This is a genomic window from Tepidimonas sp. HKU77 (assembly GCF_049728535.1).
GTDB lineage: Bacteria > Pseudomonadota > Gammaproteobacteria > Burkholderiales > Burkholderiaceae_C > Tepidimonas.
The window spans coordinates 880767-905823 of sequence record NZ_CP187300.1 but is presented as its reverse complement, the minus strand read 5'-3'; the positions used below and the strand labels follow the sequence as shown (position 1 = coordinate 905823).

Here is a 25057-nt window from a genome sequence, read left to right as displayed (position 1 = left end):
TGATACGCGTGCAGCCAGCCCGGCGTTGCGGGATAATAGCGGTGTGAAGTCTGCCAGACCGTCGCTGGCGCAAGGCCCGCAAGGGTGCGCTGGAGGAACGTCCGGACTGCAAAGGGCAGCGTAGGAGGTAACGCCTCTCCACCGCGAGGTGCGGATCAGAGCCACAGAGACGAGCCGGTTCAGACCGGGGTGAAACGCGGCAATCTCTACGCGCAGCAACACCAAGTAGGCCAGCCTGGGGGCAACCCCTGCCCGTGGCCCGCGGGCCGTGCTGGCGGGTAGGTGGCACCGAGCCGACCGGGTGACCGGCGGCCCAGAGGAATGACGGTCACGCCGGGGGCAACCCCGGCGCACAGAATCCGGCGTATCGGCAGGCTTCACCCATTTTCAGGGTTTCCGGGGCGCGCGGCGAGGCCCCGCAGCCGCTGTACGTGCGCCAGCAGCGAGCGCCGGGCCACCGGCCACAGCGACTCGGGCACGTCATCGTAGGCGTACCGCACCCACGTGTCCAGATCCCCGTCGGGGTATTGCGCCAGGACGCGCGCGATCTTGGCCTCGCGTTGCAGGCGGTGGGCGTGCAGCCGCTCGATGGCGCGCGCTGCGTCGCCCAGCACGTACCCGTGGGCGGGCAGAATGTAGCGGATGCGGAAGGTGTCGCAGGCGGCGCGCAGGCGCTGCAGCGACGCCAGGTAGGCATCCATGTTGCCATCGGGTGGGTCGATGACGGTGGTGCTGCCGTTGAGGATGTGGTCGCCGCTGAACAGCAGGCCGTCTTCTTCCAGTACCAGGCACAGGTGATTCGCTGCATGGCCGGGGGTGTGCAGCACGCGCAGGGTGTGTCGGTGGCTGCCATCCGGAGCGTGCAGCACGAGCGTTTCGCCGTCGGCCAGGGCACGTTCGGGCTGGAAACGGCTGTCGGGGCGCGTGGTCGGGGCGCTGGGCAACCCGAGCACCGCTGGCGTAGGCCGGCCAGCGGCGGTGCACAGCGCCTGCAGCGGGTAGGCGCCCGGTGCGTGATCAGGGTGCGAGTGGGTGCAGACGATGGCGCGGATGTCGCCCCCGGCGGCGTCGAACAGGCGTTGCAGGTGGGCCTCATCGTGGGGCCCCGGGTCGATGACGAGGTGGCCGGTCTCGGGCTCGCCGACCAGGTAGCTGTTGGTGCCCGGGCCGGTCATGGTGCCCGGGTTGGGGGCGGTCAGGCGTTGCACGTGCCGCAGCAGGGCGACGGGGGCGTCGTGGCGCCAGTCCAGGTGGTGTTCGAGCTGGCCATCGGGGCAGGTCAGCTCCAGCTCGCCAAACGGGGGTTCGTGTTCCATGAAGCGCGCCTCGCGCCCCTGCCACCAGCCGGCGCGCGGACAACTGACCCACTGCGGGCCGCCGTGCGCCGCGCAAGCCTCGAGCAAGGCGGCGCTGTCGGCGTGCCGCTGCAGGTATTGCAGCGTGCGCACCGTGGGATAGACCAGCGGGAAGTCGCCCGCCGCGTGCCGCTGCAGCGCCGCCTGGGGTGTGATCCAGACGGGCTCGAATTGCTCGTGGTCATCGGCCAGCGGTGTTTGGCCCGGCGGCATGGGGGCGACGAAAAACGGCACGTCGAAGCGAATCGGCAGGTCGCGGTCCGTGATCCAGTGCGCGAGCCACCACAGCTCGTCCAGCGCCAGCGTCAGCCCGCGGTTGTGGCATTGGGGTAGCAGCGGCTGGTGCCGTTGCAGGCGCGCGAGCGTGTCGGGGGATGCCCACCGACCGTGGGCGTCTCGTGCCAGCAAGATGCCCAGTTCCTCGAAGGTCTCGCGCACGGCGGCCAGCAATGCGGGGCGCACGGCCGCCTCCTGGTCGCGCCGCCAGGCCAGGGCGGGGTCGTCGATGGCCGCCCGGTCCGCCTCGTCGATCGCCCCGCCGGGGAAGACGTAGGCCCCTGGCGCGAAGCGGGCGCGCGCCGAGCGCCGGGTCATCAGTATTTCCAGCCCCTGCGGGCCATCGCGCACCAACAGCAAAGTGGAGGCCGGCCGCGGCTCGGCGGGCGGTGCGGGCGGACGCAGGCGCAGATGCGGTCGGACCATGGTGGGTGTCGAGTGTGACCGTTGGTAACAAAGCCGCGGGCAGGGTGGCCTTGCGCGCGAAGCTGGCGCACAATGGTAATGAATCGCGCCTTGGGGCGCGCAAGACAAGGAGACGGTGATGACGATTCGACGGACATTCATGCGCGGATCGATGGCGATGGCCGCGGCCAGTGCCGTGCTGCTGGCGGGCTGTGCCAATATGTCGGAAGAGCAAAAGTCCGGCACCGCTAAGGGCGCGATGATCGGCGCGGCGGCGGGGGCCGTGCTGGGCGCGGTGACCGACGGCAGCAAGGGCGCGGTGCGCGGGGCGGCGATCGGGGCCGGGGCCGGGGCGCTGGGCGGCTACGTCTGGTCCAGCCGCATGGAGCAGCAAAAGCGCGAGATGGAAGCCGCCACCGCGGGCACCGGCGTGGCCGTGACGCAGACGGCGGACAACCGGCTCAAGCTCGAGATCCCGAGCGACATTTCGTTCGACGTCGGCCGTGCTGACATCAAGCCCAACTTCCGCTCCGTGCTCGACACTTTTGCCGAGGGCCTCAAGCGCAACCCGGCGGCGCGCGTGACCATCGTCGGCCACACCGACAGCACGGGCAGCGACGCCATCAACAACCCGCTGTCGATCAATCGCGCGGCAGCCGTGCGCGACTACCTGGTCACGCGCGGGGTGGCGATCCAGCGCATCGCCATCGATGGGCGTGGCTCGCGCGAGCCAGTGGCCAGCAACGACACCGCCGAAGGCCGCGCGCGCAACCGCCGGGTGGAGATCTTCGTCGCGGAGCAGGCGAGTTGATGCGGGTGCCGTTTACCAAGATGCAGGGGGCGGGCAACGATTTCATCGTGCTTGACGAGACGCGCACGCGCTATCCCCTGAATGAAGCGCAGATCCGCTGGCTGGCCGACCGGCATTTCGGGGTCGGTGCCGACCAGATCCTGCGCGTGCGGCCCGCGCCGCACGCGGGCGTGGATTTCGAATACGTGATCCACAACGCCGACGGCGGTGAGGTGGAAAACTGCGGCAACGGCGCGCGCTGCTTTGCGCGCTATGTGCACGATGCCGGGCTGACGCAGGCCCGGTCGGTGCGGGTGCAGACCCGCGCCGGGGTGCTGACGCTGTTGCGTCAAGACGACGGGCGCGTGACAGTGGACATGGGCGCGCCCGTGTTCGAGCCGGCGCGCGTGCCGTTCGACACCGCAGGGCTCGTGCCACGGGCCGAAGGGGACTGGTGCCGCTGGCCGCTGACCCCACCGGACGGCGGCCCCGAGTGTTGGCTGGCCGTGTTGTCGATGGGCAACCCCCATGCCGTGCTGCGTGTCGACGACGTGGACAAGGCCCCGGTGGCGCAGTGGGGGCCGTGGATCGAGTCGCATCCGCGCTTCCCGCGCCGGGTCAACGCGGGTTTCGTGCAGGTGCTCGATCGCGGGCGCGCCCGGCTGCGCGTGTACGAGCGTGGCGCCGGCGAAACGCTGGCCTGCGGCACGGGGGCCTGTGCCGCGGTGGTGGCGGGTATTCGTCTGGGGTGGTTCGACGAGCGCGTGGACGTCGATTTGCCGGGGGGGCGCTTGACCATCGAGTGGCCGGCGCACCAGGGGCTGCACAGCACGGTGCGCATGACCGGTCCGGCCGAGCCGGTATTCAGCGGCGTGGTGGATGTGCCGGATAGCTGCTGATGCGCGACAATCCGCGTCAAGCCGCCTTGGCGCGGCGACCGCAGGAGACGCCCTTGAATCCCACCGCCCCGCTGCAACCGATCACCGAAGACGATATCGTCCAGTTTCTGGTCAACAGCCCCGATTTTTTCGAGCGGCATGCGGATGTGCTGGCCTCGGTGCAGCTGACCAGCCCGCACGCGGGCAGGGCCGTCAGCCTGTTGGAGCGCCAAGTCGAGATCCTGCGTGAGCGGCTGCGGCAGCTCGAGCTGCGCACGGCCGAGATGATCCGCCACGGACAGGACAACACCGCGCTGCTGCAGCGGCTGCACCGTTGGACGTGTGGGTTGCTCGCGGTCGACGCGCCCGACGCGTTGCCGGCGGCGGTGATCGAGGGCTTGCAGCGCGAGTTCGACGTGCCCATGGTGGCGCTCAAGGTTTGGGGCGTCGATGTGCCGTGGACGAATGCCCCGTTTGCCCAGGGCGTCAGTGACGACGCCCGCGCGTTCGCCTCGTCACTGCCGCAACCCTACTGCGGGGCCAATCCGGGTGTGGAGGCGGTGCAGTGGCTGCCCGATCCGGCGGCGGTGGCCTCGGTGGCGTTGCTGCCGCTGCGCCGCGCGGTACAGCAGCCCGCCTTTGGGCTACTGGTCTTGGGTTCGCCCGATGCACGGCGCTTCCAGGCCAGTGCCGGCACCGACTTTCTGGCGCGCATCGGCGAGCTGGCCGCAGTCGCCCTGGGCCGCCTGTTGCCCCCGGGAGATGGGGCCGATGGATGCAGTCGCTGACGACGCCGCGCGGGTGGCGGCATACCTGACCCATGTGCGGGTCGAAAAACGCTTGGCCGCGCGCACCGTGGCCCTGTACGAACGCCACCTGCAGGACTTGTGCCATCGCGCCCACGCGCAAGGGTTGACGCTGGGCGCCGTGCGCGCCTCGCATGTGCGGCGCTGGGTGGCGCAGCTGCACGCGGCGGGGCGCGCGCCACGCGGCATTGCGCTCGTGCTGTCGAGCTGGCGCGGTTTTTACGACTGGCTCGGCCGGCAGGGAGGCATCGCGCAGCATCCCTTGCAGGGCGTGCGCGCGCCCAAGGCGGCGCGTCCTTTGCCCAAGGCGTTGCCCGTGGAGGCGGCCCTGCAACTGGTGCAGGGCGCGCCGCCGCCCGCGCCCACCGCGTCGCCGCAGGCGCAGGCCGAGGCGCAGCGCGACCACGCCATGGTCGAACTGCTGTACGGCTGCGGCCTGCGCATCGGCGAGCTGCTCGGGCTCGATCTGCAGCCCGGGCGCGACGGTGGCGGCTGGATCGACCTGGCCGCGGGCGAGGTGCATGTCGTGGGCAAAGGCGGCAAGCGGCGCAGCGTGCCGATGGGCCCACCGGCCGTGGCGGCGTTGACGGCGTGGCTGCGGGTGCGCCCGACGTGGGTGCGTGGCACCGACCCTGGGGCGGTCTTTCTGGGCGCGCGTGGCGAGCGCTTGACGCCGCAAGTGGCGCGCCGCCGTTTGGCGGCTTGGAGTGCCCAGACGGGCGTGGGTGTGCACGTGCACCCGCACGTGTTGCGCCACAGCTTTGCCAGCCACGTGCTGCAGTCCAGCGGCGACCTGCGCGGGGTACAGGAGCTGCTCGGGCACGCCAGCATCGCCAGCACGCAGGTCTACACCCGGCTGGACTTCCAGCACCTGAGCCGCATCTACGAAGCGGCGCATCCGCGCGCGCGCCGAACGGCGCCGGCCCCCACCGAGCGGGGATGCGCCGAAACCCCTGCCAGGGGTGATGGTTCGGGAAACCCCGGGGTGTAGCCGGTTGGTATTTTGCGCCACAATCGTCGCGCTGGCTGGGGGTGCGCCCAGTCGATCGTTGGATGCATAGATCATGACGTGGTTGTGGCGTTGGTTGACCGTATTCGTCGTTTCGCTGACCCTGGCGTCAGCCGCCCGCGCGGCCGAGCCGATCAAGGTCGTGTACCACCTGAGCGAAGGCATCCCGCAAGCTTCGCGGGCGATTGGCAATATCCGCAACCACCTCGCGGCCGATCCCTCGGCCAAGATCGTCGTCGTCACGCACGGCTTGGGGATCGACTTTCTGCTCGAGGGGGCAACCAACCAGCAAGACCAGCCGTTTGCCGGTGCGGTGGCGGACTTGGCCAACAAGGGGGTCGAGTTCCGCGTCTGCAACAACACGCTGGTGGCGCGCAAGATCGACGCGGCCAAGCTGCTGCCGGAGGCGAAGATCGTGCCCTCAGGCGTGGCCGAGGTGGCGAAGTTACAGGCACGCGAGGGCTTCGTGTATCTGCGTCCCTGAGCGGGGGCGGTGGGCGGGGCGAACAGCTTAGATAAAAGTGCATGCATAAGCTCAGAAACCTTTGGCACTCCTGTGAACCAAGAGGAGTGCCATGCAAATCCACCGCGGTGGGTACCGCATCCGGGGGTTTTACCGGGTAGCGGCTCTGGGGCATCTTTGGGACATGACACCCAAAGATGCCCACAGACGCCTTGAAATTCTTCGTTTCTTCGACAAGCACGGACTGGCCGCGACCCGTGACGCCTTCGGTGTCTCGCGCCGCACCCTCTACCGCTGGAAAGCCGCCCTCAAAGCCCAAGGCGGCAACCCGGCTGCCCTGGCCGCACAATCCTGCGCTCCACGAAAGCGCAGGGTGCCCAAGACCGACCCGCGCCTGGTGAGCGAAATCCGGCGGCTACGCACCCTCCACCCCACCAAGGTCAAAGCCCAAGCCCTGGAGGTGCTGGCCTGCTCTACCCGCGAGCGCAGTCGCTTGCGGCATGCCCCGCTACATCGTCACCTTCATCGATCCAGTTTCACACTTTGCTTTTGCCGTGGGGCTACCCTCCAAGCACGCCCGGTACACCGCCCGCGCCCTCGAACGGGGCCTGTCCCTGCTGCCCCAGAGCCCCACGACGGTGCTGTCCGACAACGGCAGCGAGTTCGAAGCCGACTTCGCCCAGCTCCTTGAAGGAGCGCGGCGTCAAGCGCTGGTACACCTACCCCAAAACGCCCGGACGCCCGCCCACGCCGAGCGCTTCCATCGCACGATCCAGGAGTCCTTCGTGGACGACCACGAGGAGTTGCTCTTTACCGACCTCGCCCTCTTCAACCGCAAGCTCGCCGACTGGCTCGTCTTCTACAACGCTTCAGCGTCCGCACCACACCCTCGGCCAGCGTTCACCGCTATCCTTCTTCTTGCAACATCAACCCGAGTGCCAAAGGTACTGGACTCATATAAAAAGTTGACTGTTATTGCGCAGAAGTGTATATTTTGATCATGTCTCGCAAGATGGTCAGCATTCAAGAGGCCGCCGAGTTCGTGGGCGTGTCGCCGCAGACTCTGCGCCGCTGGGAGCGCGAAGGTCGGCTTTTGCCCGATGAACGCACGCCGGGTGGCCGGCGTCGCTACGACCTTGCGCGGCTTCGGCCAGAGCAATTCCGCGCAGCGGAAACGGCGCGGCGCACCATCGCCTACGCACGGGTCTCCAGCCACGACCAGAAAGACGACCTAGAGCGGCAAAAGCAGGTGCTCGAACGCTACTGCGCCCGCCAAGGCTGGACGTTCGAGGTCATTGCCGACCTGGGTTCCGGCATGAACTATCACAAGAAGGGCCTCAAGCGCCTGCTCGATGCAATCATCGACGGGCAGGTCGGGCGCTTGGTCATCACGCACAAAGACCGGCTGCTGCGCTTGGGCGCGGAACTGGTGTTTGCCATCTGCGAGGCGAAGAACGTCGAAGTCGTGATCCTCAACCAGGGCGAGGACACGACGTTCGAGGAAGACTTGGCAAAAGACGTGCTGGAGATCATCACCGTCTTCAGTGCCCGGCTCTATGGCAGCCGCTCCCGCAAGAACCAGAAGCTCATCGAAGGCGTGCGGGCTGCCGTGGAGGCTGCGCAATGCTGATTGCCCACCGCATCGCGCTCGATCCGAACAACGCACAGGCGACCTACTTTGCCCGTGCGTGCGGTGTTGCGCGCTTTGCCTACAACTGGGCACTAGTCGAGTGGAAGCGCCAGTACGAGGTATGGAAAGCCAACCCTAGCCTGCCCAAGCCATCGCAGCAGTCCTTGCGTCGACAGCTCAACGCCATCAAGCGTGAGCAGTTCCCTTGGATGCTGGAGGTGACCAAGTGCGCTCCGCAGATGGCAATCATCCAGTTGGGGCAGGCGTTCCAGAACTTCTTTGCAGGCCGTGCCCGCTATCCGCAGTTTCGCAAGAAGGGCGTGCATGACCGCTTCACGCTCACCAACGACCAGTTCAGCATCGACGGCTGTCGCATCCGCATCCCCAGTCTGGGATGGGTGCGCATGCGCGAGCCGTTGCGTTTCGCTGGCAAGCTCATGTCGGCCACCATCTCCCGTGTGGCCGACCGCTGGTTTGCCAGCATCACCGTGGACACATCCGACACGTCGCACCTGCCCAAAGCCGAGAACCAAGGCGCGGTAGGCGTCGATCTGGGTGTGTCGGCACTCGCCGCGCTCTCGACGGGAGAGATGTTTCCCAGCCCGAAGCCCCACAAGGCGCTGCTGGACCGATTGCGAAGGCTCTCGCGCAGCCTGAGTCGCAAGCAAAAAGGCTCGGCCAACCGCAAGAAGGCCAGAGCCAGACTGGCAAAGCTGCATGCCAGGATCGTCAACATCCGCGCGGACGCGCTGCACAAGCTCACGACAGACCTCACGCGCCGGTTTCACACCATCGGCATCGAGGATCTGAACGTGCGCGGCATGGCAAAGAACCGCCATCTGGCCCGCTCCATCATGGACATGGGATTCTTCGAGTTCCGGCGGCAACTGCAATACAAGGCCGCGATGCGCGGCGGGCAGGTGGTGGTGGCAGATCGCTTCTTTGCGAGCAGCAAGACGTGCTCGGCGTGCGGGCACAGGCTCGATGATTTGCCGCTGTCGGTGCGTGAATGGACGTGCCCGGACTGTGGAATCATCCATGATCGCGATGTGAATGCCGCCAGGAATCTCCTGGCGTATGGCCTGGCCGCCCTAAGCGGCCCTACGGCGAGTTCCGCCGGATGTCAAGCCTGTGGAGAGGCAGGCTCTGGCCTTGGGCGCAAGCTCAAGACGAAACCAGCCTCTGTGAAGCAGGAAGTCAGCTTCGTTCCTGCGTGAGCAGGAATGAGTAAGTCTGATGGAACGGTGGGACAATCCATCCCCATGAAGACGATTCGACTGAAAGCGGGCAAGGAGCGCTCGCTACTGCGCCACCACCCGTGGGTGTTCGATGGCGCGATCGAGCGCGGTCAGGCGGATGCCGGCGAGACCGTGCGGGTGGAGAGCGCCGACGGGCGCTTTCTGGCCTGGGGCGCGTATGCGCCGCGCTCCAAGATCCGCGTGCGCGTCTGGAGCTTCGACGAGGCCGAGCGCATCGACGGCGCGTTTTTCGAGCGGCGTCTGCGCGCTGCGGTCGAGCTGCGCTCGCGGCTGGCCATCGACAGCGACGGCGTGCGGCTGGTGCACGGCGAGTCCGATGGGCTGCCGGGCTTGGTCGTGGATCGCTACGGCGAGACGCTGGTCGCGCAGTTTGGCAGCAGCGGCGCCGAGCGGCACAAGGCCGCGATCGCCGACGCGCTGTTGCGGGTGACGGGCCTGACGCGACTGTACGAGCGTTCCGACGCCAGCGTGCGCCAGCGCGAAGGGCTGCCGCCGGTGACGGGCTGGCTGCGGGGTACCGGCCCCACCGAGTGCGTGATCCAAGAAAACGGCTGGCGCCTGAGTCTGGACGTGGCCGAGGGACACAAGACGGGCTACTACTTGGACCAGCGCGACAGCCGGCGCGATTGCGCGCACCTGACGCGCCGCTTTGGGGTGGCGGAGGTGCTCAACTGTTATTGCTACACCGGGGGGTTCACGGTGGCGGCACTCGCCGGTGGGGCGCGCCACGTGACGTCGATCGACTCCTCCGCCCCGGCACTGGCGCGCGCGCAACGCAACGTGGCGCTCAACGGCTTCGAGGCGGCACGCTGTACCTTTTTGGACGCCGATGTCAACGCGAGTCTGCGCGCCTTCGCGACCGAGGGGCGGCAGTTCGACCTGATCGTGCTCGATCCGCCCAAGCTCGCGCCGTCGGCGACGCACCTGGAGCGCGCCGCGCGGGCATATAAAGACGTCAATCGGCTGGGCTTCAAGCTACTGCGCCCGGGTGGTTTGCTGCTGACGTATTCGTGTTCGGGCGCGGTGGGGGTCGAGTTGTTTCAGAAAATCATCGCCAGCGCCGCGCACGAGGCGGGGGTGGACGCCACCATCGTGGCGCGGCACGGCGGTGCCCCCGACCATCCGACCGGGCTCGCCTTTCCCGAGGGCGAGTACCTCAAGGGGCTGGTGCTGTGGCGCCGGCCTTGACACCTGCTCTACACTGATCCCATGGCACTCATTCCTGCAACCATCCTCACCGGTTTTCTGGGCTCGGGCAAGACCACGCTGCTCAAGCGCGTGCTCACCGAGGCGCACGGCCAGCGCATCGCCGTGATCGAAAACGAGTTCGGCGCCGAAAACATCGACAACGAGATCCTGGTGGCCGACACCGAGGAACAAATCGTGCAGATGAGCAATGGCTGCGTGTGCTGCACCATCCGCGAAGACCTGCGCAGCACGCTGTCGCTGCTGGCGGCCAAGCGGCGCAAGGGCCTGCTGGCGTTCGATCGCGTGATCATCGAGACCACCGGGCTGGCCGATCCGGGGCCGGTGGCGCAGACGTTTTTCATGGACGACGAGATCGCCGAGAGCTACCTGCTCGACGCGATCGTGACCTTGGTGGACGCCAAGCACGCCCCGCAGCAGCTCGACGAGCGGCAGGAGGCGCGCCGCCAGGTGGGCTTTGCGGACCAGATTTTCATCAGCAAGGCCGATCTGGTAACGCCCGAGGCGCTCGATGCGCTCATCCATCGCCTCAAGCACATGAACCCGCGCGCGCCCATCGAGCCGGTGCACTTCGGCCAGGTGCCGCTGTCCAAGGTACTCGATTTGCGCGGCTTCAACCTCAACGCCAAGCTCGAGATCGACCCGGACTTTCTGCAGGCCGACGGGCACGCGCACGACCACGAGCACGACGACCACCGCCACTGCGACCATGAGCACGGCCATTGCGCGCACGAGCACGGGCATGGCCATGGCCACGGCAAGCACCATCACCACGACGACGATGTCCAGAGCTTCGTCTGGCGCAGCCAGCGTCCGTTCGATCCGTACAAGCTGGAGGACTTCCTGGGTGCGGTGGTGCAGGTCTGGGGGCCGAAGCTGCTGCGCTACAAAGGGGTGTTGTACATGCAGGGCACCGACCGCAAGGTCATCTTTCAGGGCGTGCACCAACTGATGGGCAGCGACCTCGGGCCGGTGTGGAAGCCGGGCGAGACGCGCGAGAGCAAGATGGTGTTCATCGGCATCGACCTGCCGCGCGACATCCTGGTGCAGGGGTTGGAACAATCGCTGGCGTGACGCGCGTCGGCCTGCTGCCACATGCGGGGCCAGCGCAGCCCCGACTGCGCTTACAATCGGCGCCCATTCGGTCGGGTGTGCCCAGGCGGCGGGGAGGCCGCCAGGGTGTCGCCGCTCAGCGTCCGCACCCGTTCAGACCAGAGGAGATGCGCCGTGAAGAACCGTTCGCCATCGAGCGAGGTCCCGTCCTCCGATGCCGCCTCGGCCGCCCCGTCCGACGGGGGCGGTGGTGAGGCCAAGCCGCGCGCGGCGCGCAAACCGTCGGTGGCGGCCTCGCGCCGCGCCGAGAAGGCCGCCATGCATGCGCAGACCACCGAAGCGGTGGCGCCCACGCACGACCCGCGCGCGGCCAAGGCCAGCTATGCCCCCGAACCTGCCATGACGACCACCGTTGCCCCGACGACCGCCTCCGCCCTGCGCAAAGATCCCGCCCGGGCCGATAACTGGAAAAAGCTGCCCGTCGAGCAGCTGACCGACGCCGACATCCTGGCCATGCCCGACAGCGAGTACATGAACGATGTGCAGCTGGCGTATTTCCGCCGCAAGCTGCTCGCGCTCAAGGCCGACATCCTCAGCAATGCCGGCGAGACCACCGAGCACCTGCGTGAAGACACGGTGGTGGTGCCCGACCCGGCCGACCGCGCCACCATCGAGGAAGAGCACGCGCTCGAGCTGCGCACGCGCGACCGCGAACGCAAGCTGCTCAAAAAGATCGAGCAGGCGCTGGCGCGTATCGACAGTGGCGACTACGGTTATTGCGAAGAGACCGGCGAGCCCATCGGGGTCGGACGGCTGCTGGCGCGGCCGACGGCGAGCCTGTCGATCGAGGCCCAGCAGCGACGGGAACTCAAGCAAAAGCTGTTTGGCGACTGACGCGCCAACGGGCTGGCGAGCCCGGCGTTTTTGCGAGGGTGCACCCCATGCCTGACCAGCCCACGACGCCCACCAGTGCTGGCTGGTGGCGGCAGCTGTGGCAGCGCTGGTGGCGCCCGGGCGCGCGCCGCGATGGCGGTGTTGCCGGGCTGGACGAGGAGCGGCGCGCCCTCAAGGCGGCCATTTTGCGCAAACGGCGCAACGATCGCGTGCGCCACCAGGAACTCGATGAGCTGCGCGAGCTGATGAGGGTGCGGCCGGCGGCAGGCACTGCGTCCGAGCCGGTGGCTTCGCCGTCCAGCAGTAGCCACGCCCGCAGTGGCTGGCACCGCTCTGGGCCGGACAAATCCCGCACCATCGAGCAAATCGCGCGCATCGAGGCCCAGATGGCGCAGCACTGGATGCCCCGCGCCACGGACGCGCCGGGTCTGCGCATCGGCGCGCCGGGAGACGCCCGAGCGGGACCGATCGTCAGTGGCCATTTGCAGGCGCGTGCCGGGGCTCCTCGCATGAGCATCGACTTGGTGGCGCACGAGACCACCCCCCCGGAGGCGGCGCTGGAAACGTGGCTCGCGCATCCGGTGTTGACCGAGGCGGCGGTGCGATTCGCCAACGGCCGGTTGGACGAGGCGCGGCGCGCACTGGAGGCCCTGCAGGCGCAAGAAGTGCGTTCGCCGCTGGCCCGCGTGGCGGGGCGCATGCTGCTCGATCTGTTGTGGGCGGCGGGCGACGTCGAGGGGTTCGACGAATGGGCCGCAGAGTGGGCGGATCGTTTCGGGCAGCCGGTGCCGCGCTGGCCTGTGGTGCTGCCGCCCGCGGCAGCGGCGACGCCCGCCTCCATGCCGGCCGAGCCGACGGGGGCGCCGGTGGCGTGGGTTTGCCCGCCCCTGCTCGATGCGGCCGCCGTCGAAGCGATGGCGCAGCGGGTGGACGACGCCGACGGCGTGGTGTGGCTGGACTGGACGGATCTGCTGTCGGCCGATATCGAGGCTGCCGAACGGCTGGCGACGGTGTTGGCCCAGTGGGCCCAGCGGCCACTCGTCATGCGTTGGCGCGGCTGCGCCGTGCTGCGGCGACGCTTGAAGGCCAGCACGCCGTCCGGGCGGCGCGAGAATCACCCCGTGTGGTGGCGCCTGCGGCTGGCGGCCCTGCACCTGATGGGGCGGCGCGACGAATTCGATCTGGTCGCGCTCGACTGGTGTGTGACCTACGGCGAGCTACCCCCCACCTGGCGGGAGCCGGTGGCGCGGGTCGAGGCCACGGACGCCTGGCCCGAGCTGCCGCCAGCGCCCGCGCCATTGGCGCCGGCCCAGCCCGCGGCGTCACTGGACGAGGTCGCTGCGTGGCCCGAGCTCGCCACGTCGGCACTGCCGGCGGCCGAGTCCGAGTTTCCCGCTGTACCCACGGTGCAGGCATCGGGTTGGTCGGTGCCCACGCACGGCCCCGAGGCCGCGCCCGTGTTGCGGTTGGAGGGGGTGCTGCTCGGCGACATCGCCGCGGTGCTGGCCGCGTGGGATGCGGCGCTTCGAGACGCCGACGTGCAACGGCGGCTCGTCCTCGATGCCCGGCGGCTGCAGCGGGTCGATTTCGCGGCCGCGGGGGCCTTGCTGCAGTGGCTGTTGGCGGCACGCGGGCGCGGCGTGTGGGTCGAGTTCGACGGCGTGAGCCCGCTGTTGGCGGTGCTCTTCCATGTGGTCGGCATCGACGAGTTGGCCACCGTGCGCCTGCGACAATAGCGGGCATGGAAAGCCCCTCGTCCTCTTCTGCCGTCTTTCACGGCACCACCATCGTCAGTGTGCGGCGCCCCGATCCGGCCGACCCCGGCCGCGTGCAGGTCGCCATGGGCGGCGACGGCCAGGTCACGCTTGGCCACATCGTGGTCAAGGGCAGTGCGCGCAAGGTGCGCCGGCTCTACCGCGACCAGGTGTTGGCCGGTTTTGCGGGCGCGACGGCCGACGCCTTCACCCTGTTCGAGCGGTTCGAAGCCAAGCTGGACAAGCACCAGGGCCACCTGCTGCGCGCCGCGGTCGAGCTAACCAAGGACTGGCGCACCGACCGCGTGCTGCGTCGGCTGGAGGCGATGCTGGCCGTGGCCGATCGCAGCACCAGCCTGGTCATCACGGGCAACGGCGATGTGCTCGAGCCCGAGCGCGGTATCGTGGCTATCGGCTCCGGTGGCGCCTACGCGCAGGCGGCGGCGCTGGCGCTGCTCGACCACACGGCGCTGCCGGCCGAGGCCGTGGTGCGCGAGGCGCTGCGCATCGCGGGCGACCTGTGCATCTACACCAACCAACACCACACCGTGGAGGTGCTGTCGTGAGTGCTGCCATGACCCCGCAGGAGATCGTCTCCGAGCTCGACGAGCACATCGTAGGCCAGCAGGCGGCCAAGCGCGCGGTGGCCATCGCGCTGCGCAACCGCTGGCGGCGCCAGCAGGTCGACCCCAAGCTGCGCGCCGAGATCACACCCAAGAACATCCTGATGATCGGCCCGACCGGCGTGGGCAAGACCGAGATCGCGCGGCGGCTGGCCCGGCTCGCTGGCGCGCCCTTCATCAAGGTCGAGGCCACCAAGTTCACCGAGGTCGGCTACGTCGGCAAGGACGTCGACAGCATCATCCGCGACCTGGCCGACATCGCCGTCAAGCAAACGCGCGAGGCCGCGATGGCGCGCGTGCGCACGCGCGCCGAGGATGTGGCCGAAGACCGCATCCTGGATGCGCTGCTGCCCCCGCCGCGCGACGGCGACGTGGAGCGCGACGGCGCGGCGCGCCAGGTGTTTCGCAAAAAGCTGCGTGAGGGTCAGCTCGACGACAAGGAAATCGATATCGAGCTGGCGGCGAGCCAGCCGCAGTTGGAGGTGATGACGCCCGCCGGCATGGAAGAGATGGCCGAGCAGATCAAGGGGCTGTTCGGTCAGCTCAACCTGGGGCGGCGCAAGACGCGCCGCCTGCGCATCGCCGAGGCACGCCGCCTGCTCATCGAGGAGGAGGCCGCCAAGCTCGTCAACGAGGAGGACATTCGTGCCGAGGCGATCCATAACCTTGAGCAAAACGGCATCGTCTTCATCGACGAGATCGACAAGGTGGCCACGCGCAGCGAGGTCGGCGGCGCCGACGTGTCGCGCCAGGGCGTGCAGCGCGACCTGCTGCCGCTGGTGGAGGGCACCACCGTCTCCACCAAATACGGGCCGGTCAAGACCGACCACATCCTCTTCATCGCCAGCGGCGCGTTTCACCTGAGCAAGCCCAGTGACCTGATCCCGGAGCTCCAAGGGCGCTTTCCGATCCGGGTGGAGCTGCAGCCGCTGTCGGTGCAGGATTTCGAGGCGATCCTGACCCAGACGCACGCCAGCCTGGTGCGCCAGTACCAGGCACTGTTGGCCACCGAAGGGGTGCAACTGGTGTTTGCCGACGACGCCATCCGGCGCATCGCCACCATCGCCTACGAGGTCAACGAGCGCACCGAAAACATCGGGGCGCGCCGTCTGGCCACGGTCATGGAGCGGCTGCTCGACGAGATCAGCTTCGACGCGGTGCGCCACAGCGGCCAGACCGTCACGGTGGATGCCGCCATGGTCGACGCCCGGCTGGGCGAGCTGGCCCGGCACGAGGATTTGTCGCGCTTCATCCTCTGACCGGCGCCGCGCGCGAGGGCGCCGCGCTTCTTGACAAGCTGCTTGCACGCTGCCTTGTAAGCATTTGATTCGGCGTCTGTTTTTTAAGGCCGATTGGGGTGCCCAATTGGCCTTAACTCTTTGATTTCACGAGAAAAAACCCGCGGCGGACTTGTCGTGCGGAGGTTTTTGGTGCTAAAGTGGGAGCTAGTGCAAAAAAGTGGTGAAAAGTGGTTTTTCACGGCGGGATCTGATCCGTGTTCCAAGGCGCCTCGTCCCTCAGTCTCGATGCCAAAGGTCGGCTCTCGGTGCCGACCCGGCATCGCGACGTCCTCAGCGCCACGGCGGGCGGTCTGCTCACCATCACCAAGCACCCGCACGGCTGTCTGATGATCTTTCCCCGCCCGGAGTGGGAGGCGTTTCGCCAGCGCATCGCGCAGCTGCCCATGTCGGCGCAGTGGTGGAAGCGCATCTTCTTGGGCAATGCGCAGGACGTCGAGATGGACGCCCAGGGGCGCGTGCTGATTGCGCCCGAGTTGCGCGCGGCGGCCGGCATCACCAAAGAGGCCATGCTGCTGGGCATGGGCAATCACTTCGAACTCTGGGATGCGGCCACGTACGCGGCCCAGGAGGCCGAGGCCATGAAGGGCGAGATGCCCGAGGCCTTCCAGGACTTTTCGTTCTGAGGAGCGGGCGGTGCCGATGACCCATCCCCATCGCACCGTCCTGTTGAACGAAGCGGTCGAGGCCCTTCAGATCCAACCGGACGGTCACTACATCGACGCGACGTTTGGCCGCGGCGGTCACAGCCGCGCGATTTTGCAGCGCTTGTCGCCGCGGGGGCGCCTGACGGTGTTCGACAAGGACCCCGAGGCGATTGCGGTGGCCCAGGCGCTGGCGGCGACCGACCCGCGGGTGGCGGTGCGGCACGAGGGCTTTGCGGCCCTGGGCACGCTGCCGCCGGCCAGCGCGGACGGACTGCTGATGGATTTGGGGGTCAGCTCGCCGCAACTGGACGATCCGGCGCGCGGCTTTTCCTTCCGCCACGACGGGCCGCTGGACATGCGCATGGATCCCACGCGCGGGTTCAGCGCCGCCCAGTGGCTGGCCACGGCCAGCGTGGCCGAGATGACGGAGGTGTTTCGTGAATACGGCGAAGAGCGGTTTGCTGCATCGGTTGCAAAGGCGATTGATCGTCGCCGACAGGAACGGGGGCCTGTTCGAACCACCGCCGAGCTGGCCGAAATCGTGGCTGGCGCGGTCAAAACCCGCGAGCCGGGCAAGGACCCTGCAACGCGCACATTTCAGGCTATTCGGATTTACGTCAACGCCGAGCTTGAAGAGCTGCAACAGGCGCTGAAGGCGTCGCTCGTGCTGCTGCGCCCGGGCGGGCGGCTGGTGGTGATCAGCTTCCACTCGCTGGAAGACCGCTGCGTCAAGCGCTTCATGGTGGCGCACGCGCGGCCATCGGTCGATCGCCGCGCTCCCGTGGTCGAGCCGCCGCCCGCGTTGCTGGCACACGTCACGCGCACCCTGCCGTCCCCGGCAGAGGTCGAGGCCAACCCGCGTGCGCGCAGCGCCGTGATGCGCGCGGCCACCCGCACCGCTGCACCGGCGCCAGCCGATACGAGGGGGCCGCGATGCGCTTGAACCTCGTGCTGTTGCTGGCGCTGTTGGCCAGCTGTTTCTATCTGGTGACGCTGCAGTACGACTCGCGCCGCCTGTACGTTGCCAACGAGCGTGCGCGCGCCGAGGCCAACCGCCTGGCCGCCGAGCACGAGCGGCTGGTGGCGCAGCAGCGTGCGCTGGCCGCCCCGTCGCGTGTGCAGCAGATGGCACAACGCCAGTTGCAAATGCGTCCCGCGCACCCGGGCATCACCGAATACGTGACGTTGGCGACCACCGTGGTCGAGCCGGGGGGGCAGCCGTGAGCCGCAAGCCGACGCCCGCCCCGGTGCCGCGCAGCATCGCCTACGGGAGCAGTCCGCTGTTGACCAGCGCCACGCCCGTATGGCGCAGCCGCTTCATCGTCGCCATGCTGGCGCTGGCCTTTGCCGGGCTGGCGGCGCGGGCGGCGTACGTGCAGGTCATCGGCAACGACTTCTTCCAACGCCAGGGCGAGGTGCGCTATGCCCGCACGCTGGAGCTGCCCGCCAGCCGCGGCCGCATCCTGGACCGCAACGGCATGATTTTGGCCACCAGCGTGGTGGCGCAGAGCGTCTGGGCCGACCCCGAGGACGTCGATCCCAACCACCCCCGATTGCGCGAAGCGGCACGGTTGCTGGAGATGCCGCTGGCCGAACTCCAGCGCCGGCTGCAGGTGGGTGAGCGAAACTTTGTCTGGATCAAGCGCCAGGTGGACGAGCCGGTGGCGCGTCAGGTGCAGGCGCTGGGCATCAAGGGCCTGTACCTGCGCAAGGAGTACAAGCGCCAGTACCCGCAGGGGGAAGCGCTGGCGCACGTGGTGGGTTTCACCAACGTCGAAGACCGTGGCCAAGAGGGGGTCGAGTTGGCGTTCGACCGCGAGCTCAGCGGTCGTCCCGGTTCGCGCCGCGTGATCAAGGATCGGCTGGGCCGCATCGTCGAGGATGTGCGCGACATCGTGCCGCCGGTCGATGGCCGAGACCTGCAGCTGTCGATCGACGGCAAGGTCCAGTACTTTGCCTACCAGCGCCTGAAAGACGCGGTGCTACAGCACAACGCCCGCGGGGGCAGTGCGGTGGTGCTGGATGCGCACACGGGCGAGGTGCTGGCGTTGGCCAACTACCCCAGCTACAACCCCAACGACCGCCGCAGCTTGACCGGCGAGCAACTGCGCAACCGGGCGCTGACCGACAGCTTCGAGCCTGGCTCGACCATGAAGCCGTTCATCGCCGCGCTGGCGCTGGACAAGGGGCTGGTCACGCCCGAGACACCGATCCCCACCGCTCCGGGGCGGCTGCAGATGGGGGGCTTCACGATTTCCGATGTGCACCCCTATGGCGTGTTGACGGTCAACGAGGTGATTCAGAAGTCCAGCAACGTCGGCACGGTAAAGATGGCCATGCAGTTGCAGCCGCGCGACATGTGGGAGGCTTACACCCGCGCCGGCTTCGGGCACAAGCCACCAGTACCGTTTCCGGGTGCCACCAGCGGCCGACTGCGGCCGTACAAAACGTGGCGCCCGATCGAGCAGGCCACCATGAGCTATGGCTATGGGTTGTCGGTGTCGCTGCTGCAGCTGGCGCAGGCCTACACCGTGTTCGCGCGCGATGGCGAGCTGGTGCCCATCACCCTGTTGCGCACCGACCAGCCCGCGCATGGCGTGCGCGTGTTCAGCGAGCGCCATGCGTTGGCGGTGCGGCACATGCTGCACATGGCCGCCGGCCCCGGCGGCACGGCGCAACTGGCGCAGACGGTGGGTTACTCCGTGGGGGGCAAGACCGGCACCGCGCGCAAGCAGGAGGGCAAGGGTTACGCCGCCCGCAAGTACCGCAGCTTTTTCGTCGGCCTGGCGCCCATCGATCAGCCGCGCGTGGTGATCGCGGTGATGATCGACGAGCCCAGCAACGGCGTGATCTACGGTGGCGCCGTGGCGGCGCCGGTGTTTTCGGACGTCGCCCAGCAGACGCTGCGCCTGCTGGGGGTGCCGCCTGACATGCGTGTGCAGCCGCAGATCGTGGCCGATGCCATCGAGGAGGATCCGGTGTGAGCGCGCTGCCATCCTTCGAGTCGCTGGATGCCCTGGTGGCGTGGTTGCGTGCGTGCGGCGCCACTGGGCTGTGCGCCGACAGCCGCGCGCTGCGGCCCGGCGACGCTTTCATCGCTTGGCCCGGGGCGGCGGTCGATGCGCGCCGGTTCGTGCCCGCTGCGCTCGACGCGGGCGCCGTCGCGGTGGTGGTGGAGGCCGAGGGCCTGGCCGAGTGGCAGCAAGCGCACCCCGAGGCGGCATTCGATCGAGGCGAGCCAGGGTCGGCTCGGGTCGCGACCTTCCGCGGCCTGCGCGGCGTGGTCGGCGCCCTAGCCAGTGCTTTTTGGCACGCCCCCAGCCAAGCGCTGGACGTGGTGGCGATCACCGGCACCAACGGCAAGACGTCCACCGCGTGGTGGACGGCGCAGTGGCTGCAGGCCGCGGGAGTCGAGGCAGCACTGATCGGCACGCTGGGCATGGGACGCCCCGGTGCGGCGTTGGTCCCCACTGGCCTGACGACGCCCGACCCCGTGACCCTGCAACGTGCCCTGCGCACCTTTGCCGACGACGGCGTGCGTGCCGTGGTGATGGAAGCATCGTCGATCGGCATCGAAGAAGGGCGGCTCGACGGCACTGCCGTGCACACCGCGGTCTTTACCAACCTGACGCAAGACCACTTGGACTACCACGGCACGATGGCGTCTTACTGGGCCGCCAAGCGCCGCCTGTTCGACTGGCCGGGGCTCCAGGTGGCGGTGGTGTGCGTGGACGACCCGTATGGTCACGAATTGGCGCAGGCGCTCGCGTGCCGCACGGGTGAGGCGGGCGTGGAACTCTGGACCGTGGCCACGCAGCCCGAGACGCCGGCCCGCTTGCGCCTGCTGCAGCGCGAGTGGCGCGCGCAGGGCGTGCGCTTTACGGTCGCCGAGGGCGAAGCGCGCGCGACGTTCGAATTGCCCGTCGTGGGCGACTACAACGTCGCCAATTTGCTGGCGGCCATGGCCGTGCTGCGCAGCCGCGGCCTGTCCTGGCCCGTCATCGAGCGCAGCAGCCGGGCACTCGGGGCCGTGCCGGGCCGCATGCAGTCCGCCTGGAGTGCCGACGACGGCCCCGACGAGGGCTTGCCGCTGGTGCTCATCGACTATGCGCACACGCCCGACGCGGTGGCCAAGGCGCTGCAGGCGGTGCGCGCGCTGGCGGTGCGCCGGGGCGGACGCCTGTGGTGCGTGCTGGGCTGCGGTGGTGACCGTGACCCGGGCAAGCGCCCGCTCATGGCCGCCGCTGCCGAACGCGGCGCCGATCGGGTCGTACTGACGAGTGACAACCCGCGCAGCGAGGACCCGCTGCATATCCTGGCCCAGATGCGTGCGGGGCTGGCCGATCCTGCCGCCGCCATCGTCGAGCCCGACCGTGCCGCAGCCATCCGCTGGACGGTACAGCACGCTGCCGCTGCCGACGTGGTGCTGCTGGCGGGCAAGGGGCACGAGGACTATCAGGAAGTGGCCGGCGTGCGCCGACCTTTTAGCGATCGCGCCCATGCGCACGCGGCGCTGCGCCAACGCCGGGAGGCACAGGGATGACCGAGATGCCGATGAATCCGGCCCCCGCGCCCATGCACGGCTTGGGGGAGCTACTGGGGTCGCTGCCCGGCGCGCGCGCCGTGGGCGACGTGGCGCCGCTGGCGCCGCTGCGCGTGCACACCGACACGCGCACGCTGCAGGCCGGCGATTTGTTCGTCGCGTTGCGCGGCGAGCGTTTCGACGCACACGACTTCTTGCCACAGGCGGCGGCAGCGGGTGCCGTCGGCGCGCTGGCCGAGCATGGACTGGCCGCCGCGGGGCTCAGCGGCGTGGAGGTGCCCGACAGCCGCACGGCGCTCGGCGCGCTGGCGACCGCGTGGCGGGCGCGCTGGTCAGGGGGGTTGATTGCCGTCACTGGCAGCAATGGCAAGACGACGGTGACGCAGATGACGGCCGCCATTTTGCGCGCCGCAGTGGGCGAGGCGGCGCTGGCCACGCACGGCAACCTGAACAACGACATCGGTGTGCCGCTGACGCTGCTGCGCCTGCGACCCAGCCACCGGCTGGCGGTGGTCGAGCTGGGCATGAACCATCCCGGCGAGATCGCCCACCTGGCTGCGATGGCGCAGCCCACGGTGGCACTGGTCAACAACGCGCAGCGCGAGCACCAGGAGTTCATGGCCAGCGTCGAGGCCGTGGCGCGAGAAAACGGCGCGGTGCTCGCCGCCCTGCCTGCGCAAGGCACGGCGGTCTTTCCGGCGGACGATGTCTACACCCCCCTGTGGCGCACGCTTGCGGGTGCGCGTGCCACGTTGTCTTTTGGCGAGCACGGTGCCGATGTGCAGCTCATCGGCGCCGAGTGGATCGACGGCGCGTGGTCGCTGCGCATCCACACGCCACAGGGCGCGTTCGAGACACGCTTGCGCATCGCCGGTCGGCACCACGTGCGCAACGCCTTGGCGGCCACGGCGTGCGCGTTGGCGGCCGGGGTGCCGTTGGCGGCGATCGCGGCGGGTTTGGCTGCCTTCGAGCCGGTGGCGGGCCGCTGCCGCACCCGGGTGTTGACGCTGCACGGTGCGCGCTGGACGGTGGTCGACGACACCTACAACGCCAATCCAGACTCGGTGCGCGCTGCCATCGATATGTTGGCCGCCTTGCCGGGGCCGCGCTGGCTGCTGCTGGGCGACATGGGCGAAGTGGGCGCGCAAGCCTTGGCCTTCCATCGAGAGGTGCTGCAGCACGCGCTGGCACAGGGCATCGAGCGCGTGTGGCTGCTGGGCGACTGGATGGGCCGAGCCGCGGCGACGCTGGATACCGCACCGCTGCGCCTGCAGCACTTTGCCACGGCCGAGGCGCTGCTGTCGGCGCTCACGGACGCCGTGCCCGCCGGCGGGGGCAGTGTGTTGGTCAAGGGATCGCGCTTCATGCGCATGGAGCGGGTGGTGGCGGCACTGGCCGCCATGCACGCGCTCGCGGACGAGGAGGAGGCCCCCCATGCTGCCTAGTCTGGCACAGTGGCTGCAGGGCATTTGGCCCGAGCTGGGCTTTCTGCGGGTCTTTCAGTACCTGACGTTTCGCGCTGTCATGGCGGCCATGACGGCGCTGCTGGTCGGTGTGACGGCGGGGCCGTGGTTCATTCGGCGCCTGACCGCGCTCAAGATCGGCCAGCCCGTGCGCGCCTACGGCGTGCAGAGCCACCTCAGCAAGAGCGGCACGCCCACCATGGGAGGGGTGCTGATCCTGTTTGCCATCACGGTCGCGACGCTGTTGTGGTTCGAGTGGTCGAACCGTTTCGTGTGGATCGTGCTGGCCGTGACCTTGGCGATGGGGGCCATCGGCTGGGTGGACGATTGGCGTAAGGTGGTGCGTAAAGACCCGGAGGGTATGCGCTCGCGCGAGAAATATTTCTGGCAGTCCGTCATCGGCCTGGTGGCGGCGTTCTATTTGGTGTTTGCCATCTCCGAGAGCTCCAACGCGCGGGTGTGGGCATTGTTCGTCGAGTGGGTCCGCTCCGGTTTTCAGGTCGAGCTGCCGCAGCAGGCCGGACTGATGGTGCCGTTTTTCAAAGAGATCAGCTACCCGCTGGGGGTGACCGGGTTTGTGATTCTGACCTACCTGGTCATCGTGGGCTCGAGCAACGCGGTCAACCTGACCGATGGCCTGGATGGCTTGGCCATTATGCCGGTGGTGATGGTGGGCTCGGCGCTGGGCGTCTTTGCCTATGTGACGGGCAACGCGGTGTTTGCGCGCTATCTGCTGCTGCCCTACATCCCAGGCACGGGCGAGCTGTTGGTCTTTTGCGCCGCCATGGCCGGGGCGGGCCTGGCCTTTCTGTGGTTCAACGCCTATCCCGCGCAGGTATTCATGGGCGACGTCGGTGCGCTGGCGCTGGGTGCCGCCCTGGGCACGATCGCCGTTATCGTGCGCCAAGAGATCGTGCTGGCGATCATGGGCGGCATCTTCGTCGCCGAGGCGCTGTCGGTGATGCTGCAGGTGGCGTGGTTCAAATACACCAAACGCCGCTGGGGCGAGGGCCGGCGCCTGTTCAAGATGGCGCCGCTGCACCATCACTTCGAAAAATCCGGCTGGCGCGAGACGCAGGTCGTCGTGCGCTTCTGGATCATCACCATGCTGTTGTGCCTCATCGGCCTGTCCACCCTCAAGCTGCGATGAACACGACCGTCTGGACCCACGACCTGCTGCCCGGTGTGCGCGAGCGCGATGTGCTCGTGCTGGGGCTGGGTGCCTCGGGGCGGGCGCTGGCGCGCTGGCTGCACGCTGCTGGGGCGCGCGTGACCGTGGCCGACACGCGCGCCGAGCCGCCGCAGGCCGACGCGCTGCAGGCGGTGGCCCCGGGCAGCACGCTGCTGCGTGGCGTCGCGTTCGACGCCGATCTCTTTGCGCGCGCGCCCTGGGCGCTGGTGGCGCGCAGCCCGGGCATCGCCCCCGCGCAGCTGGCGCCGCTGCGCGACGCCGCGGCCGCCGTGGGCGTGCCGGTGCGCGGTGAGCTGGACCTGTTTGCTCACGCCCTGCGCACCCTCGCCGAGGCGCGGGCCTACCGCCCCGCGGTGCTGGCTGTCACCGGCACCAACGGCAAAACCACCACCACTGCGCTCACCGGCCACCTGCTGCGCAGCATCGGCTGGGACGTGGCCGTGGCCGGGAATATCGGCCCGACCCTGCTCGACACCCTGGCCGATCGGCTTGCCGCCGACGCACTGCCGCGGGTCTGGGTGCTGGAGCTGTCGAGTTTTCAGCTCGACGGGGTGGAGGGCTTCGAGCCCACGGCGGCCGTGGTGCTCAACGTGACCCAGGATCACCTGGACTGGCACGGCACCCTGCAGGCCTACGCGGCCGCCAAGGCGCGCATCTTCGGCCAGCACGGGCAGATGATCCTCAACCGCGACGATCCCATCGTCGCGGCCTGGCAGCCGCCCCCGCCCGAGCCGGTGCGTGGTCGCCGTGCGCCGCCGGTGCCGGCACGGGCGTGGACGAGTTTCGGTGCCGGGCTGCCACAGCGCCCGGGCGAATGGGGGCTGGAGACCGTCAACGGCATCACTTGGCTGGTGCGTGCCCGGCCCGACGACGATGCGCCGGTGCGTGGGGCTGCAGCAGCAGCGGCCGATTCGCTGCCGCTGCAGCGGCTCATGCCCGCCGAGGCGCTGCGCATCCAGGGCCGCCACAATGCCACCAATGCGCTGGCGGCGCTGGCGCTGGCCACGGCGGCGGGCGCGCCGTTGGCGCCACTGCTGCACTCGCTGCGCGACTACCGCGGCGAGCCGCACCGGGTCGAGTCCGTGGCCATCGTCGGCGATGTCGAATACATCGACGACAGCAAGGGCACCAACGTCGGCGCCACGCTGGCTGCCATCGAAGGGCTGGGGCCACAGCGTCGCTTGGTGGTGATCTTGGGCGGGGACGGCAAGGGACAGGATTTCGCGCCGCTGGCGGCGCCGGTGCGCCGTTACGCGCGCGCGGTCGCGCTGATCGGCCGCGACGCCCCCGCCATCGAGGCCGCGCTGGCCAACACGGACGTGCCACGGGCCCGGTTCGACGATTTGCCAGCCGCCGTGCGCTGGTGCGCGGCCCAGGCACAACCCGGCGACGCGGTGCTGCTGTCGCCTGCGTGTGCCAGTCTGGACATGTTTCGCGATTACGCGCACCGGGCCCAGGTGTTCGTGGACGCGGTGCGTGCGCTGCAGCACGACGAGGGGACACCCGCATGAGC

23 protein-coding genes, 1 other RNA gene and 1 pseudogene are annotated in these 25057 nt (G+C 68.9%); 24 read left to right on the top strand and 1 reads right to left on the bottom strand.

Annotated elements, in window-relative coordinates:
* Window positions 1-45: 45 nt before the first annotated feature.
* An RNA gene (gene rnpB, locus ACPP3B_RS04330) (RNase P RNA component class A) lies at window positions 46-383 on the top strand.
* Here the strand turns inward: rnpB and ACPP3B_RS04325 are convergent.
* Window positions 378-2057, bottom strand: coding sequence for an MBL fold metallo-hydrolase (locus tag ACPP3B_RS04325; protein ID WP_424859832.1), 1680 nt, complete (start codon window positions 2055-2057; stop codon window positions 378-380). The two genes, rnpB and ACPP3B_RS04325, sit on opposite strands and share 6 nt — an antisense overlap.
* Before the next feature lie 118 nt (window positions 2058-2175).
* Between ACPP3B_RS04325 and ACPP3B_RS04320 the strand changes: the two genes are divergently transcribed.
* The 23 genes and pseudogenes from ACPP3B_RS04320 (at window position 2176) to ACPP3B_RS04210 (ending at window position 25055) form a co-directional block, all read left to right on the top strand.
* Window positions 2176-2847 (top strand): OmpA family protein, encoded by a 672-nt coding sequence (locus tag ACPP3B_RS04320; RefSeq protein WP_409934446.1) that lies wholly within the window; start codon window positions 2176-2178, stop codon window positions 2845-2847.
* Window positions 2847-3725 carry a diaminopimelate epimerase gene (dapF, locus tag ACPP3B_RS04315; RefSeq protein WP_299022457.1) on the top strand — a complete coding sequence of 293 codons (879 nt, stop codon included), beginning with the start codon at window positions 2847-2849 and terminating at the stop codon, window positions 3723-3725. The genes ACPP3B_RS04320 and dapF overlap by 1 nt, the downstream gene beginning before the upstream one ends.
* Window positions 3725-4492, top strand: a complete 768-nt coding sequence (locus ACPP3B_RS04310) for a DUF484 family protein (RefSeq protein WP_424859831.1) — start codon at window positions 3725-3727, stop codon at window positions 4490-4492. The genes dapF and ACPP3B_RS04310 overlap by 1 nt, the downstream gene beginning before the upstream one ends.
* A complete protein-coding gene (locus ACPP3B_RS04305; RefSeq protein ID WP_299022453.1) occupies window positions 4476-5501 on the top strand; it encodes a tyrosine recombinase XerC in 1026 nt (341 codons plus the stop codon). The genes ACPP3B_RS04310 and ACPP3B_RS04305 overlap by 17 nt, the downstream gene beginning before the upstream one ends.
* 73 nt (window positions 5502-5574) lie before the next feature.
* Window positions 5575-6003, top strand: a complete 429-nt coding sequence (locus ACPP3B_RS04300) for a DsrE family protein (RefSeq protein WP_299022451.1) — start codon at window positions 5575-5577, stop codon at window positions 6001-6003.
* A gap of 91 nt (window positions 6004-6094) precedes the next feature.
* A pseudogene (locus ACPP3B_RS04295) lies at window positions 6095-6295 on the top strand (helix-turn-helix domain-containing protein); the annotation flags it as partial.
* Between the two features lie 187 nt (window positions 6296-6482).
* Complete coding sequence (locus tag ACPP3B_RS04290; RefSeq protein WP_299020737.1) at window positions 6483-6980, top strand: hypothetical protein; 498 nt, start codon at window positions 6483-6485, stop codon at window positions 6978-6980.
* A 2-nt stretch (window positions 6981-6982) separates the two neighbouring features.
* A complete protein-coding gene (locus ACPP3B_RS04285; protein WP_299020734.1) occupies window positions 6983-7612 on the top strand; it encodes an IS607 family transposase in 630 nt (209 codons plus the stop codon).
* Entirely contained in the window at window positions 7606-8829 is a 1224-nt protein-coding gene (locus ACPP3B_RS04280; RefSeq protein WP_299020731.1) for an RNA-guided endonuclease InsQ/TnpB family protein, read from the top strand. Before ACPP3B_RS04285 ends, ACPP3B_RS04280 begins: the two co-directional genes overlap by 7 nt.
* A gap of 45 nt (window positions 8830-8874) precedes the next feature.
* Entirely contained in the window at window positions 8875-10059 is a 1185-nt protein-coding gene (locus tag ACPP3B_RS04275; protein WP_299020725.1) for a class I SAM-dependent rRNA methyltransferase, read from the top strand.
* Window positions 10060-10080: 21 nt separating this feature from the next.
* On the top strand, window positions 10081-11151 hold the full coding sequence (locus ACPP3B_RS04270) for a CobW family GTP-binding protein (RefSeq protein ID WP_424859830.1): 1071 nt from the start codon (window positions 10081-10083) through the stop codon (window positions 11149-11151).
* Between the two features lie 21 nt (window positions 11152-11172).
* Complete coding sequence (gene dksA / locus ACPP3B_RS04265; RefSeq protein WP_424859829.1) at window positions 11173-12024, top strand: RNA polymerase-binding protein DksA; 852 nt, start codon at window positions 11173-11175, stop codon at window positions 12022-12024.
* Window positions 12025-12071: 47 nt separating this feature from the next.
* Window positions 12072-13760 (top strand): STAS domain-containing protein, encoded by a 1689-nt coding sequence (locus tag ACPP3B_RS04260; RefSeq protein WP_424859828.1) that lies wholly within the window; start codon window positions 12072-12074, stop codon window positions 13758-13760.
* Between the two features lie 5 nt (window positions 13761-13765).
* Window positions 13766-14344 carry an ATP-dependent protease subunit HslV gene (gene hslV, locus ACPP3B_RS04255; RefSeq protein ID WP_299020714.1) on the top strand — a complete coding sequence of 193 codons (579 nt, stop codon included), beginning with the start codon at window positions 13766-13768 and terminating at the stop codon, window positions 14342-14344.
* 8 nt (window positions 14345-14352) lie between these two features.
* Window positions 14353-15660 (top strand): ATP-dependent protease ATPase subunit HslU, encoded by a 1308-nt coding sequence (hslU, locus tag ACPP3B_RS04250; RefSeq protein WP_424860139.1) that lies wholly within the window; start codon window positions 14353-14355, stop codon window positions 15658-15660.
* A gap of 236 nt (window positions 15661-15896) precedes the next feature.
* The gene (gene mraZ / locus ACPP3B_RS04245; RefSeq protein ID WP_299020681.1) at window positions 15897-16325 is read left to right on the top strand and encodes a division/cell wall cluster transcriptional repressor MraZ; all 429 of its coding nucleotides are present in this window, start codon (window positions 15897-15899) and stop codon (window positions 16323-16325) included.
* Between the two features lie 16 nt (window positions 16326-16341).
* A complete protein-coding gene (gene rsmH, locus ACPP3B_RS04240) occupies window positions 16342-17289 on the top strand; it encodes a 16S rRNA (cytosine(1402)-N(4))-methyltransferase RsmH (RefSeq protein ID WP_424859827.1) in 948 nt (315 codons plus the stop codon).
* Window positions 17280-17570: a cell division protein FtsL gene (gene ftsL / locus ACPP3B_RS04235; RefSeq protein WP_299020687.1), complete on the top strand. Its 291-nt coding sequence runs from the start codon at window positions 17280-17282 to the stop codon at window positions 17568-17570. The genes rsmH and ftsL overlap by 10 nt, the downstream gene beginning before the upstream one ends.
* A gap of 23 nt (window positions 17571-17593) precedes the next feature.
* Window positions 17594-19330 (top strand): peptidoglycan D,D-transpeptidase FtsI family protein, encoded by a 1737-nt coding sequence (locus ACPP3B_RS04230; RefSeq protein ID WP_299020699.1) that lies wholly within the window; start codon window positions 17594-17596, stop codon window positions 19328-19330.
* Window positions 19327-20889: a UDP-N-acetylmuramoyl-L-alanyl-D-glutamate--2,6-diaminopimelate ligase gene (locus ACPP3B_RS04225; RefSeq protein ID WP_424859826.1), complete on the top strand. Its 1563-nt coding sequence runs from the start codon at window positions 19327-19329 to the stop codon at window positions 20887-20889. The genes ACPP3B_RS04230 and ACPP3B_RS04225 overlap by 4 nt, the downstream gene beginning before the upstream one ends.
* Before the next feature lie 5 nt (window positions 20890-20894).
* Window positions 20895-22334: a UDP-N-acetylmuramoyl-tripeptide--D-alanyl-D-alanine ligase gene (locus ACPP3B_RS04220; protein WP_424860138.1), complete on the top strand. Its 1440-nt coding sequence runs from the start codon at window positions 20895-20897 to the stop codon at window positions 22332-22334.
* Window positions 22324-23502, top strand: a complete 1179-nt coding sequence (mraY, locus tag ACPP3B_RS04215) for a phospho-N-acetylmuramoyl-pentapeptide-transferase (RefSeq protein ID WP_299020694.1) — start codon at window positions 22324-22326, stop codon at window positions 23500-23502. The genes ACPP3B_RS04220 and mraY overlap by 11 nt, the downstream gene beginning before the upstream one ends.
* Window positions 23499-25055, top strand: coding sequence for a Mur ligase family protein (locus tag ACPP3B_RS04210; RefSeq protein ID WP_424859825.1), 1557 nt, complete (start codon window positions 23499-23501; stop codon window positions 25053-25055). Before mraY ends, ACPP3B_RS04210 begins: the two co-directional genes overlap by 4 nt.
* Window positions 25056-25057 lie beyond the last annotated feature (2 nt).

Coding starts and splice junctions, on each gene's coding strand:
- hslU (WP_424860139.1), top strand. CDS start 14,353: ATGACCCCGCAGGAGATCGTCTCCGAGCTCGACGAGCACATCGTAGGC.
- ACPP3B_RS04270 (WP_424859830.1), top strand. CDS start 10,081: ATGGCACTCATTCCTGCAACCATCCTCACCGGTTTTCTGGGCTCGGGC.
- ACPP3B_RS04310 (WP_424859831.1), top strand. CDS start 3,725: ATGCGCGACAATCCGCGTCAAGCCGCCTTGGCGCGGCGACCGCAGGAG.
- dksA (WP_424859829.1), top strand. CDS start 11,173: ATGCGGGGCCAGCGCAGCCCCGACTGCGCTTACAATCGGCGCCCATTC.
- ACPP3B_RS04275 (WP_299020725.1), top strand. CDS start 8,875: ATGAAGACGATTCGACTGAAAGCGGGCAAGGAGCGCTCGCTACTGCGC.
- ACPP3B_RS04325 (WP_424859832.1), bottom strand. CDS start 2,057: ATGGTCCGACCGCATCTGCGCCTGCGTCCGCCCGCACCGCCCGCCGAG.
- dapF (WP_299022457.1), top strand. CDS start 2,847: ATGCGGGTGCCGTTTACCAAGATGCAGGGGGCGGGCAACGATTTCATC.
- ACPP3B_RS04320 (WP_409934446.1), top strand. CDS start 2,176: ATGACGATTCGACGGACATTCATGCGCGGATCGATGGCGATGGCCGCG.
- ACPP3B_RS04220 (WP_424860138.1), top strand. CDS start 20,895: ATGCCGATGAATCCGGCCCCCGCGCCCATGCACGGCTTGGGGGAGCTA.
- ACPP3B_RS04280 (WP_299020731.1), top strand. CDS start 7,606: ATGCTGATTGCCCACCGCATCGCGCTCGATCCGAACAACGCACAGGCG.
- ACPP3B_RS04260 (WP_424859828.1), top strand. CDS start 12,072: ATGCCTGACCAGCCCACGACGCCCACCAGTGCTGGCTGGTGGCGGCAG.
- rsmH (WP_424859827.1), top strand. CDS start 16,342: ATGACCCATCCCCATCGCACCGTCCTGTTGAACGAAGCGGTCGAGGCC.
- ACPP3B_RS04300 (WP_299022451.1), top strand. CDS start 5,575: ATGACGTGGTTGTGGCGTTGGTTGACCGTATTCGTCGTTTCGCTGACC.
- ACPP3B_RS04290 (WP_299020737.1), top strand. CDS start 6,483: ATGCCCCGCTACATCGTCACCTTCATCGATCCAGTTTCACACTTTGCT.
- ACPP3B_RS04285 (WP_299020734.1), top strand. CDS start 6,983: ATGTCTCGCAAGATGGTCAGCATTCAAGAGGCCGCCGAGTTCGTGGGC.
- hslV (WP_299020714.1), top strand. CDS start 13,766: ATGGAAAGCCCCTCGTCCTCTTCTGCCGTCTTTCACGGCACCACCATC.
- ACPP3B_RS04305 (WP_299022453.1), top strand. CDS start 4,476: ATGGATGCAGTCGCTGACGACGCCGCGCGGGTGGCGGCATACCTGACC.
- ACPP3B_RS04210 (WP_424859825.1), top strand. CDS start 23,499: ATGAACACGACCGTCTGGACCCACGACCTGCTGCCCGGTGTGCGCGAG.
- mraY (WP_299020694.1), top strand. CDS start 22,324: ATGCTGCCTAGTCTGGCACAGTGGCTGCAGGGCATTTGGCCCGAGCTG.
- ftsL (WP_299020687.1), top strand. CDS start 17,280: ATGCGCTTGAACCTCGTGCTGTTGCTGGCGCTGTTGGCCAGCTGTTTC.